This is a genomic window from Lederbergia citrea, from assembly GCF_018343525.1.
Lineage (GTDB): Bacteria > Bacillota > Bacilli > Bacillales > Bacillaceae_C > Lederbergia > Lederbergia citrea.
The window spans coordinates 322733-335278 of record NZ_JAGYPH010000003.1 but is presented as its reverse complement, the minus strand read 5'-3'; the positions used below and the strand labels follow the sequence as shown (position 1 = coordinate 335278).

The 12546-nt window shown below is 45.6% G+C and carries 7 protein-coding genes and 3 rRNA genes; 7 read left to right on the top strand and 3 right to left on the bottom strand.

Going from position 1 to position 12546, the window contains the following annotated elements:
- Nucleotides 1–7 precede the first annotated feature (7 nt).
- Genes KHA88_RS16160 through KHA88_RS16150 form a run of 3 tightly spaced genes read right to left on the bottom strand, consistent with a single transcriptional unit; the run spans nt 8 to nt 1946 of the window.
- On the bottom strand, nt 8–691 hold the full coding sequence (locus tag KHA88_RS16160) for a hypothetical protein (RefSeq protein ID WP_213122498.1): 684 nt from the start codon (nt 689–691) through the stop codon (nt 8–10).
- Nucleotides 688–1578 (bottom strand): ABC transporter ATP-binding protein, encoded by an 891-nt coding sequence (locus KHA88_RS16155; RefSeq protein WP_213122497.1) that lies wholly within the window; start codon nt 1576–1578, stop codon nt 688–690. Before KHA88_RS16155 ends, KHA88_RS16160 begins: the two co-directional genes overlap by 4 nt.
- Nucleotides 1575–1946: a GntR family transcriptional regulator gene (locus KHA88_RS16150; protein WP_213108334.1), complete on the bottom strand. Its 372-nt coding sequence runs from the start codon at nt 1944–1946 to the stop codon at nt 1575–1577. The genes KHA88_RS16155 and KHA88_RS16150 overlap by 4 nt, the downstream gene beginning before the upstream one ends.
- An 81-nt stretch (nt 1947–2027) precedes the next feature.
- Here KHA88_RS16150 and KHA88_RS16145 point away from each other — a divergent pair, with 81 nt between their 5' ends.
- The 7 genes from KHA88_RS16145 to rrf all read left to right on the top strand — a co-directional run bounded on the left by KHA88_RS16145 (nt 2028) and on the right by rrf (nt 12546).
- Nucleotides 2028–2852, top strand: a complete 825-nt coding sequence (locus tag KHA88_RS16145; protein ID WP_213122496.1) for an AAC(3) family N-acetyltransferase — start codon at nt 2028–2030, stop codon at nt 2850–2852.
- A 74-nt stretch (nt 2853–2926) separates the two neighbouring features.
- On the top strand, nt 2927–5092 hold the full coding sequence (locus tag KHA88_RS16140; protein ID WP_213122495.1) for an MMPL family transporter: 2166 nt from the start codon (nt 2927–2929) through the stop codon (nt 5090–5092).
- Between the two features lie 37 nt (nt 5093–5129).
- Nucleotides 5130–5810, top strand: a complete 681-nt coding sequence (locus tag KHA88_RS16135) for a response regulator transcription factor (protein WP_213122494.1) — start codon at nt 5130–5132, stop codon at nt 5808–5810.
- Entirely contained in the window at nt 5807–7180 is a 1374-nt protein-coding gene (locus KHA88_RS16130; protein WP_213122493.1) for a sensor histidine kinase, read from the top strand. Before KHA88_RS16135 ends, KHA88_RS16130 begins: the two co-directional genes overlap by 4 nt.
- 462 nt (nt 7181–7642) lie before the next feature.
- Nucleotides 7643–9194 (top strand): 16S ribosomal RNA (locus tag KHA88_RS16125).
- Nucleotides 9195–9434: 240 nt separating this feature from the next.
- Nucleotides 9435–12366: ribosomal RNA gene (locus KHA88_RS16120) — 23S ribosomal RNA — on the top strand.
- Nucleotides 12367–12429: 63 nt separating this feature from the next.
- Nucleotides 12430–12546 (top strand): 5S ribosomal RNA (gene rrf / locus KHA88_RS16115).
- Together the 16S, 23S and 5S rRNA genes form the textbook arrangement of a ribosomal RNA operon.

Sequence of the window (12546 nt, the reverse complement as noted above, 5' to 3'; positions counted from 1 at the left end):
TTTAACGTTAAACCGTTGCACGACGCAGGAAAAGATACGATGCAAGTAGATTGATTAGTACAAATGGTATGAGCGAATAGGCAAGTTGTGCAGCTGTTTGGCTAGCAAACCAACTGAAGATATTCCACCAGGCTTCATATTGATGCAAGAGCAAGACCGCAATGCTTCCAACTAGCAGGAAGACCAACGACGAAATGAACATACCTTTTTTGCCAAAGCGCCGCGCAAAGCTCGATATTAAAAAACCAAGGGAGAACATATAGAGAAATAAGATAATATATATACTGAGTTGCTCCAAAGCTGTCCCGTCATTTACATAAGGCAAGTGGAAAAAATGGAGTCTAGTGCCCCAGCCATTCGACTGCTCTTCCAAAAGTGCCATCAAGAAAATTAAACTTCCAAATAGGATGCTGGCAATGGTTCCTACGGCTGCAGACCCGATAAAATAATCAGTTCTTCTGATTGATATTCCTAAAGCAAAAGGAAAGGTTTGCGCCACGACCAGAATTCCTGCTACAAAGATGAAAATAAAAACTGAAGATACACCGCCTGTATAAATGTCTTGATTAGGAATCAAGAAACTTATGATGAGATTAACGGCAAAACTAGAAAAAAGGATTAAAGCAGGAATATACATCCACGACCATTTATCACGATAATGAAGTTTTATAACACCTGAAACTCTATTCATTCCGCAATCGCCCCTTTATGTTCGGATTTTCCATTTGTCAAATGAACGACAAGCTGCTGCAGCGAAACAGGCGAAATCTCAAGTCCGCTTGCCTCCGCTAGTTTTTGATCGGCGCCACTCCGAATCACAGTGGCGGATAGCAATCCGCCGAACGGTTCGCGATGCACTGTTTCCTTACCAACGAGAAATGCTTCTACCTTTGAAGACTTCCCAGTAACTGTAAATGCTTTTCCACGCAATACTTCGGCTTCTTGATCGATAATAAGCTTTCCGTTGTCGATGACTAAAATATGCTCAAGCAAGCGGCTCACTTCATCAATCAAATGCGTGGACAGGATGACGGTTCTGGGATATTCAGAATAATCCTCCATTAACCGATCGTAAAATAACCCCCTGGAAACTGCATCAAGTCCCAAGTATGGTTCATCAAAAATAGTGATCGGCGCGCGGCTTGCGAGTCCAACTACAATCCCAACAGCAGAACGCATCCCACGAGACAGCTTCTTCATTTTCCGTTTCAAAGGCAGATTGAAATCTTTTATTAGGGAATGTGCAAAGTCAGTATCCCAATTTGGGAAAATTGATTTCGACACTTCTAAAATATCGAGGATACTATACTGATCCGGGTATTTCTGGCTCTCTTTAATAAAGCAAATTTGGCTGAGCGCATTAGCATTTTCGTATGGATCCTCTCCGAATACTTTCAAATCGCCGCTTGTCGGAAAAATTTGCGCCGTAATCATTTTCATGAGCGTCGTTTTTCCCGCACCATTTCTTCCGAGTAGACCATATATTTTATTTTCTTGAATGGAGAAACTGACGTCCTGGATTGCGTGAAAATTCCCGTACGATTTATCGAGCTGCTTGATTTCAATCACATTTTTCATCGCTTGCTATCCCCTCTCCGGATCATTTCCGTCAATTGGTCAGCTGTAATCCCAAGTTTCTCCGCTTCGCGAATCATCGTGACTACATACTGTTCGAAAAACTGTTCTTTCCTTTTTTCCATAACTTTCATTCGTGCTCCTTCGGAAACAAACATGCCAATCCCCCGCTTTTTATATAAAATGCCTTCATCCACCAACAAATTTACGCCTTTTGCAGCTGTTGCAGGATTGATTTTGTAAAATGCGGCGAATTGATTCGTTGAGGGAACTTGCGATTCTTCTGGCAACCCGCCTTCAATAATGTCATCTTCAATGCGCTCTGCAATCTGGATAAATATAGGCCGGCCATCATCAATTAAATTTTTCACTGCCTCACCACCATGTTGGTTAGTTACTTATGTAATTAACCATATAACGAATAGGAAAAAATGTCAACGTCTTTTTGAAAAATGGGCATTGGAGGAGAAGATGAGGTTGTTATCGAAATAATGATTGTATATGAAAGGAGAATATATATGCTTACGAAAGAAGAGCTCATAAAGGAGTTTAAGGCGATTGGAATAAAAGAAGGAATGGTTCTCGTTGTTCATACTTCACTGAAGAATATTGGTTACATAGAAGAAGGACCAGAAGCAGTGATAGAAAGTTTATTAGAAGTTTTGGGGGATAGCGGAACGCTAGTCATGCCATCGATGGCAAGCGGCGAAGAAGTGTTTGATCCTAAAGAAACGTCTACCGACGATATGGGGATTGTTGCGGAAACCTTTTGGAGAATGCCAGGGGTCCATAGAAGTAGTCATCCGAGCAGTGCCTTTGCAGCAATCGGGAAGCATGCGGAGGAAATTGTCGCAGAACATCCTTTGGAGGAACCGGAAGGAATGAAAAGTCCGATTGGAAAAGTGTATCAGCTAGACGGGAGGGTTCTCCTGCTCGGCGTTTCCCATGACTCCAACACGACGATCCATTTAGCCGAATCATTAAATCACGTACCGTATAGAACATATTCAACGATGCTAATTTCTGAAAATGGAAAAGTTGAGGAACTACAAGTTCCAATCATCAATCATTGCTGTCAAAATTTTAAAAAGATGGAATCCCTTCTTAAGGAAAAAGGTTGTCTTACTGTACAGCAAATAGGACGTGGTATTTGCCAGTTCATGAAAGCGAAGGATGTTATTGAGGTGGCAAGCGCGGAGTTAAAGACAAATCCATATTATTTTCTATGTGAAGATGAGTGCGAGGAGTGCACGGAAGCTAGGGAATATGTAAAGTAATCTGCTATTCATACTCCGTTCATATTCGATTTCTACAATGAATGTAGAAATTGATTGTTTAGGAGATGAATAGTATGCTTCGTCCTTTTAGAAAGCTAGTTGGATTTTCAAGCAGTCCAAAGGGAGCAAAAATCATTCTTGTTGCGTGGATGCTTGGTGTCGTACTTTTAAGTGCGCTTGCCCCGTCAGCAAAAGAATATGCCGGTAATAGTAAAGAGGGAAGTGTGAACGGCGATACCCCTTCGGAAATCGCCACTCAAGTTTTGAAAGAACAATTTCCTGCTAACGAAGGCTTGCCTGCATTGCTTGTTTTTCATCGAGACGGAAAAATAACTGCGCAAGATCGGGAGAAAATTACGGAATTGAGTGAGTGGCTTGCTTCTAAGCAAAAGCCCGAACATATAACAAGTGCTTTGCCGTTCCATCAATTTCCTTCTTCCGTACAAGACCAAATGTTTTCAAAAGACGGGACGACCTTGCTGTTTAATCTGTCATTGGAAGCTGAGTTGGAATCGGGTTTGGCTAATGACACGATGGAGAAAATTAGGGATAAAGTGAAAATGCTCGGTATGGATGGCATGCAGTTTGAAATCACCGGACCTGCGGGGATATCGGCTGATACAATTACGTTATTTAAAAATGCCGATCTCGTTTTAATGCTTGCGACTGTCGGGTTGATTTTTATCATATTAATCTTCATCTATCGCTCTCCTTTACTCGCGATAACGCCGTTGATGATTGCGGGTATTGTATACGGAGTCGTCGATCGGATTTTAGGCTTGGCCGGTAAAAATGATTGGTTTGCTGTTGATAGTTCAGCGGTCTCGATTATGCTTGTCTTATTATTTGCAGTCTTGACGGACTATAGCCTCTTTGTCTTTTCGAGATATAGGGAGGAATTAAGCAAGCAAGATTCAAAATATGGAGCCATGGGAGAAGCGATGTTCCATGTATCTGAACCGATTGTGTTTAGCGGTGGCACGGTACTTCTGGCGATGGTGACATTATTTTTTACGATCTTTGAGCCTTATAATCACTTTGCGCCAGTTTTTTCGGTAGCGGTTGTCGTGATTTTACTTGCCGGAATAACGCTCATCCCAAGTGTTTTTGCTTTAATGGGCCGCAAAGCTTTCTGGCCGTTTGTACCAAAGGTTGAAAAAATTGGCGCGGGGAAAGCTGGAATTTGGGGGAAAATCAGTAAGCAGGTAATGAAACGGCCCGGACTACTTGGAGGTATTTTACTAATCGTTTTATTAATCGGTGCATTCAATTTTTCTTCCATAAAGTATTCGTTTAACTTATTAAACTCATTTCCGGAAGATATGCCCTCACGACAAGGCTTCGAACTTTTAGAAAATCATTATGAAGCGGGGCAATTGGCTCCAGTGACCGTGATCTTACAATCGGACAAGAAAATCGATGCGAATGAAGCATTTTTACGAAAAATAAATGAGCTTAGAAAAAGATTGGAAGATCAAAGCGGTGTCAGTTCCGTCACTCCAGCGATTATGGATAAAACGGAGTTACCGAGGAATTTTTTATCTAAAAAAGGAGAAGTGGTAAGACTCCAATTAGTTTTGGATGATAATCCATATGAATTGGAAGCGTTAGACACTGTCCAGAAGCTTCGGGATTCCTCGGAGCAGATGCTGGTGGACAGCGGATTCTCATCGAGTGAATTTCATCTTCATTATGCGGGCCAAACAGCAGGTCAGCTTGATGTGAAGCAGATGAATCAACGTGATATGCTTATCTTGTTTTCACTTGTAATAGTGTTGCTAACCATTATACTTAGTTTCCAAACGAAGTCAGTTCTTATGCCAGTCCTAATGATGGGATCGATTCTTCTATCCTATTTTGCTACGCTTGGATTTGGCTGGTGGATTTTCCATCATTTAATGGGCTATGATGCAATCAGCTATCGATTGCCTGTGTATACCTTTGTGTTCATGGTTGCTTTAGGAATTGACTACAACATCATGCTCGTTTCCCGAATTAGGGAAGAAGCGAAGAAACTTCCGTGGAAAGAAGCTGTCGGCAAAGGCGTAGCGGTGACAGGTGGCGTCATTTCTTCAGCAGGATTAATCCTAGCCGCAACATTTGCCGTATTGATGACACAGCCCTTACAAGAACTTTTCCTATTCGGATTCACAATGGCAATGGGAATACTACTCGATACATTCCTAATCAGAGGAATACTCTTCCCATCCATCTTAATCTTGACAAAATCCGGGCGGTGACAGGCACGCCTCGAATTTTGTCGAAAGGAGTGCAGCTATGCAGACGCATATTTTGGTTGTGGATGATGATCCGCATATTCGCGAGTTATTGCGATTTTACCTGCAAAAGGAACGGTATATTGTTGTAGAAGCGGAGGATGGGGATCGGGCATCCGAGCTGTTGGAATATGAGCAAGTCCATTTGGCCGTTGTCGATGTAATGATGCCGGGGAAAAATGGCTGGGAATTATGTGAAGAAATCCGCCGCTATTATGATCTTCCCGTGATTTTGCTGACGGCAAAAGGGGAGATGGAAGATAAAGCGAAGGGCTTTTTATCTGGGACAGATGATTATGTCGTGAAACCGTTTGAGCCTGAAGAATTGCTATTTCGGATTCGGGCACTGCTTCGGCGCTATCAAATGGTTTCTGAAAATATGATTAAAATGGGAAATACGGTCATTGACCGGATGAACTATGAAGTGAAGGTGGGCGAGAAAGGGCTTGTTTTGCCACTTAAAGAATTTGAACTTCTTTCACAATTGGCGAGCCAGCCTGACCGCACATATACACGAGAACAGCTGCTTCAGTTAGTGTGGGGAAATGACTTTGAAGGAGATAGCAGAACGATCGATGTCCATATTAAAAGGCTGCGGGAAAGATTTCGTGATCTGACAGATGATTTTCGCATTGTTACGATTCGAGGACTTGGCTATAAACTTGAGGTGAACGGCAAATGAAGTCTCTTTATTTCAGGATTGTCACCACCTTTATAGTAGTGGCACTCATCAGCGGTCTCATTGCCTTTTTAATATCAAATTTTTACTATCAGGCAAAATTGAAAGAGTTTAATGAGGAAAAAATCTTGGAGATTGCTCAAGAAATTGTTTTTCTGCATGAGAACTCTGCCGATCTGCCTATCGATCAATTTTTAACGAGCATTGCGAACATGAATTTTCAATTGTACTTAGTTGATGAAACTCTTAACGGAGAATCATTCGGTGAGGGATTCCGAAATTATTCGTTAGATGAAAATATCATCAAATCGGTTTTGGCTGGGAATACGTATCATGGTATTTCCGAATTTCAAAGCAGTTTGTTTGTGACCGGTTTTTTTAAAGATGATTTAAAAAATAGCATCGGCATTCCGCTAAAGGTCAATGGGAAAAATCAGGCATTATTTATCCGTCCGAATGTCGAAAAACAATTTGGCGAGATGCGAATTGTTTTCAGCTTACTATTAGGACTGACGTTCTTACTGAGTTTAGTACTTATTTTAGTTTTTACAACATATCTTGTTCGCCCGATAAAAAAGTTGACGAAAGCGACAAGAAAAATTGCGAGTGGCAATTATAATCTGCAACTCGAGAGTAATCGCGGAGATGAAATCGGTGCTCTCGCCAGGGATTTTGGACTCATGGCGACTTCATTGCAAAAGCTGGATGAGATGCGCCAGGAATTCGTTTCTAATGTATCGCATGAAATCCAATCTCCGCTCACCTCTATTCAAGGTTTTACAAAAGCCATCCGAACGAAATCGGTGTCTCCTGAAGATGCGGACCGTTATTTAGGAATTATTGAAAAGGAGAGTGCCCGTTTATCTTCGCTTAGCAAGCAGCTGTTAATGCTTTCGTCGCTAGATAAACAAGTGAAGGCCGTGGAGAAAGCTCCATTCCGGCTGGACGAACAAATTCGTGAAGTGATATTACTGACGGAATGGCAGTGGAGTAGAAAAAAACTTCACATTGAACTGGATTTACCAGAGCTTATCATCGAAGCAGATAAGCAGCTGCTTTTTCAAGTGTGGATGAATTTAATCACGAATAGCATTAAGTTTACAGGTGATCATGGGACCATCTTTATTGATGCTTTCGTGGATGAAGACATAGTCGTAACAGTCCGGGATACTGGTGCTGGAATTCCTGAAGATGAGCTTCCCTATATTTTTGATCGCTTTTATATGGGTGACAAATCAAGGGCCCGGACGAGTGAAGGAAGTGGGCTTGGTCTTTCAGTTGTAAAAAAAATCATCGATGTTCATGGGGGATCTATCGGAGTAACGAGTAAACTAAGAGAGGGAACGGAATTTACAATTAGGCTGGCAAGGTGAATGTGGTGATCAAAGAAAGAGAGATCTTCTAAATACTTAAATGGAAGACCTTTCTTTTGATTACTTATAGGAAACCAAAAAGTGGATACTTCATTTTTTAAAACTACTAATTATAAATGCACTCTATTAATATAGTAGATTATATTTAATCATAATTTTTTTCATAAAGTTATTGACTTCTATAACATACAGGAGTATTATTAGTAACTGTCGCTAGCAAGTGCTGACAATCAATATTTTTCATATTAAAAAACTTCAGTAAAGATGTTGACAAGTTTATATGAAAATGTTAAGATATTAAATGTCGCTGAAAACAACAGTGATTAAGAGAAAAAACATTTGACACATCGGTTTCGAAGTGGTACAATGTAAATTGTCTCTAAAATAGTTCTTTGAAAACTAAACAAAACAGAAACGTCAACAAGTAATTTTGTAAGACCAGCAAATGAGCTAACAAACTACTTTTATGAGAGTTTGATCCTGGCTCAGGACGAACGCTGGCGGCGTGCCTAATACATGCAAGTCGAGCGGATCTTTGGGAGCTTGCTCCCAAAGATTAGCGGCGGACGGGTGAGTAACACGTGGGCAACCTGCCTGTAAGACTGGGATAACTTCGGGAAACCGGAGCTAATACCGGATAACTTCTTTTCTCGCATGAGGAGAGGTTGAAAGATGGCTTCGGCTATCACTTACAGATGGGCCCGCGGCGCATTAGCTAGTTGGTGAGGTAACGGCTCACCAAGGCAACGATGCGTAGCCGACCTGAGAGGGTGATCGGCCACACTGGGACTGAGACACGGCCCAGACTCCTACGGGAGGCAGCAGTAGGGAATCTTCCGCAATGGACGAAAGTCTGACGGAGCAACGCCGCGTGAGTGATGAAGGTCTTCGGATCGTAAAACTCTGTTATCAGGGAAGAACAAGTATCGGAGTAACTGCCGGTACCTTGACGGTACCTGACCAGAAAGCCACGGCTAACTACGTGCCAGCAGCCGCGGTAATACGTAGGTGGCAAGCGTTGTCCGGAATTATTGGGCGTAAAGCGCGCGCAGGCGGTCTCTTAAGTCTGATGTGAAAGCCCACGGCTCAACCGTGGAGGGTCATTGGAAACTGGGAGACTTGAGTGCAGAAGAGAAGAGCGGAATTCCACGTGTAGCGGTGAAATGCGTAGAGATGTGGGGGAACACCAGTGGCGAAGGCGGCTCTTTGGTCTGTAACTGACGCTGAGGCGCGAAAGCGTGGGGAGCGAACAGGATTAGATACCCTGGTAGTCCACGCCGTAAACGATGAGTGCTAAGTGTTAGAGGGTTTCCGCCCTTTAGTGCTGCAGCAAACGCATTAAGCACTCCGCCTGGGGAGTACGGCCGCAAGGCTGAAACTCAAAGGAATTGACGGGGGCCCGCACAAGCGGTGGAGCATGTGGTTTAATTCGAAGCAACGCGAAGAACCTTACCAGGTCTTGACATCCTTTTGCCCTCCCTAGAGATAGGGATTTCCCTTCGGGGACAAAAGTGACAGGTGGTGCATGGTTGTCGTCAGCTCGTGTCGTGAGATGTTGGGTTAAGTCCCGCAACGAGCGCAACCCTTGACCTTAGTTGCCAGCATTCAGTTGGGCACTCTAAGGTGACTGCCGGTGACAAACCGGAGGAAGGTGGGGATGACGTCAAATCATCATGCCCCTTATGACCTGGGCTACACACGTGCTACAATGGATGGTACAAAGGGTTGCGAGACCGCGAGGTTTAGCTAATCCCATAAAACCATTCTCAGTTCGGATTGCAGGCTGCAACTCGCCTGCATGAAGCCGGAATCGCTAGTAATCGCGGATCAGCATGCCGCGGTGAATACGTTCCCGGGCCTTGTACACACCGCCCGTCACACCACGAGAGTTTGTAACACCCGAAGTCGGTGGGGTAACCCTTACGGGAGCCAGCCGCCGAAGGTGGGACAGATGATTGGGGTGAAGTCGTAACAAGGTAGCCGTATCGGAAGGTGCGGCTGGATCACCTCCTTTCTAAGGATAAATTGAAGTGCTATTGTGCTTCTAATTAAAAGACGTTTCTGTTTTTGTTTAGTTTTGAGAGAACTATCTCTCAATTTGCTCCTGCGTCGCAGTAGTTTTGAGGAAGAAAATCCTCAGCTCGTCGCAAGGTCGCAAAGAAGCTGCTCTTAGAAGTGGCCTTGTTCCTTGAAAACTAGATAACAATTGACAAGACATCATTTAAACAAGTAAGTTCTTTATAATATTAACTTAGGTTAAGTTAGAAAGGGCGCACGGTGGATGCCTTGGCACTAGGAGCCGATGAAGGACGGGACTAACACCGATATGCTTCGGGGAGCTGTAAGCAAGCTTTGATCCGGAGATTTCCGAATGGGGAAACCCACTGCCCGTAATGGGGTAGTATCCATTTCTGAATACATAGGAAATGGAAGGCAGACCCGGGGAACTGAAACATCTAAGTACCCGGAGGAAGAGAAAGAAACATCGATTCCCTAAGTAGCGGCGAGCGAAACGGGAAGAGCCCAAACCAAGAGGCTTGCCTCTTGGGGTTGTAGGACACTCTATACGGAGTTACAAAGGAACGGGGTAGACGAAGCGGCCTGGAAAGGCCCGCCAAAGAAGGTAACAGCCCTGTAATCGAAACTTCGTTCCCTCCAGAGTGGATCCTGAGTACGGCGGGACACGAGAAATCCCGTCGGAATCCGGGAGGACCATCTCCCAAGGCTAAATACTCCCTAGTGACCGATAGTGAACCAGTACCGTGAGGGAAAGGTGAAAAGCACCCCGGAAGGGGAGTGAAAAAGATCCTGAAACCGTGTGCCTACAAGTAGTCAGAGCACATTCATGTGTGATGGCGTGCCTTTTGTAGAATGAACCGGCGAGTTACGATTTCATGCGAGGTTAAGTCGAAGAGACGGAGCCGCAGCGAAAGCGAGTCTGAATAGGGCGCATGAGTATGAGGTCGTAGACCCGAAACCAGGTGATCTACCCATGTCCAGGGTGAAGGTAAGGTAACACTTACTGGAGGCCCGAACCCACGTACGTTGAAAAGTGCGGGGATGAGGTGTGGGTAGCGGTGAAATTCCAATCGAACCTGGAGATAGCTGGTTCTCTCCGAAATAGCTTTAGGGCTAGCCTCAAGGTAAGAGTCTTGGAGGTAGAGCACTGTTTGGACTAGGGGCCCTCATCGGGTTACCGAATTCAGACAAACTCCGAATGCCAATGACTTGTCCTTGGGAGTCAGACTGCGAGTGATAAGATCCGTAGTCGAGAGGGAAACAGCCCAGACCGCCAGCTAAGGTCCCAAAGTATACGTTAAGTGGAAAAGGATGTGGAGTTGCTTAGACAACCAGGATGTTGGCTTAGAAGCAGCCACCATTTAAAGAGTGCGTAATAGCTCACTGGTCGAGTGACTCTGCGCCGAAAATGTACCGGGGCTAAACGTATCACCGAAGCTGCGGACTGACACCTTCGAGTGTCAGTGGTAGGAGAGCGTTCTAAGGGCTGTGAAGCCAGACCGGAAGGACTGGTGGAGCGCTTAGAAGTGAGAATGCCGGTATGAGTAGCGAAAGAAGGGTGAGAATCCCTTCCACCGAATGCCTAAGGTTTCCTGAGGAAGGCTCGTCCGCTCAGGGTTAGTCGGGGCCTAAGCCGAGGCCGAAAGGCGTAGGCGATGGACAACAGGTTGATATTCCTGTACCACCTTTTTACCGTTTGAGCAATGGGGGGACGCAGGAGGATAGGGTAAGCGCGCTGTTGGATATGCGCGTCCAAGCAGTTAGGCCGGGGTGGAGGCAAATCCTTCATCCTAAAGCTGAGCTGTGATGGCGAGGGAAATTTAGTACCGAAGTTCCTGATTCCACACTGCCAAGAAAAGCCTCTAGCGAGGTAACAGGTGCCCGTACCGCAAACCGACACAGGTAGGCGAGGAGAGAATCCTAAGGTGATCGAGAGAACTCTCGTTAAGGAACTCGGCAAAATGACCCCGTAACTTCGGGAGAAGGGGTGCTCTTGCGGGTGCAAGCCTGCGAGAGCCGCAGTGAATAGGCCCAGGCGACTGTTTAGCAAAAACACAGGTCTCTGCGAAGCCGCAAGGCGAAGTATAGGGGCTGACGCCTGCCCGGTGCTGGAAGGTTAAGAGGAGCGCTTAGGTGTAAACCGAAGGTGCGAATTGAAGCCCCAGTAAACGGCGGCCGTAACTATAACGGTCCTAAGGTAGCGAAATTCCTTGTCGGGTAAGTTCCGACCCGCACGAAAGGCGCAACGATCTGGGCACTGTCTCAACGAGAGACTCGGTGAAATTATAGTACCTGTGAAGATGCAGGTTACCCGCGACAGGACGGAAAGACCCCGTGGAGCTTTACTGCAGCCTGATATTGAATGTTGGTGCAGCTTGTACAGGATAGGTAGGAGCCTTGGAAACCGGAGCGCCAGCTTCGGTGGAGGCATTGGTGGGATACTACCCTTGCTGTATTGACATTCTAACCCGCACCCGTGATCCGGGTGGGAGACAGTGTCTGGCAGGCAGTTTGACTGGGGCGGTCGCCTCCTAAAGTGTAACGGAGGCGCCCAAAGGTTCCCTCAGAATGGTTGGAAATCATTCGCAGAGTGTAAAGGCACAAGGGAGCTTGACTGCGAGACCTACAAGTCGAGCAGGGACGAAAGTCGGGCTTAGTGATCCGGTGGTTCCGCATGGAAGGGCCATCGCTCAACGGATAAAAGCTACCCCGGGGATAACAGGCTTATCTCCCCCAAGAGTTCACATCGACGGGGAGGTTTGGCACCTCGATGTCGGCTCATCGCATCCTGGGGCTGTAGTCGGTCCCAAGGGTTGGGCTGTTCGCCCATTAAAGCGGTACGCGAGCTGGGTTCAGAACGTCGTGAGACAGTTCGGTCCCTATCCGTCGCGGGCGCAGGAAATTTGAGAGGAGCTGTCCTTAGTACGAGAGGACCGGGATGGACGCACCGCTGGTGTACCAGTTGTTCCGCCAGGAGCATCGCTGGGTAGCTATGTGCGGACGGGATAAGTGCTGAAAGCATCTAAGCATGAAGCCCCCCTCAAGATGAGATTTCCCATAGCGCAAGCTAGTAAGATCCCTGAAAGATGATCAGGTTGATAGGTCCGGTGTGGAAGTGTAGCGATACATGGAGCTGACGGATACTAATCGATCGAGGACTTAACCGAAATGTTTTAAATGATGACCGTCAATAGTTATCTGGTTTTGAAGGAATAAACCTTCTAACTAAGTCTGGTGACAATCGCGAAGAGGTCACACCCGTTCCCATCTCGAACACGGAAGTTAAGCTCTTCAGCGCCGATGGTAGTTGGGGGATCTCCCCCTGCAAGAGTAGGACGTTGCCAGGC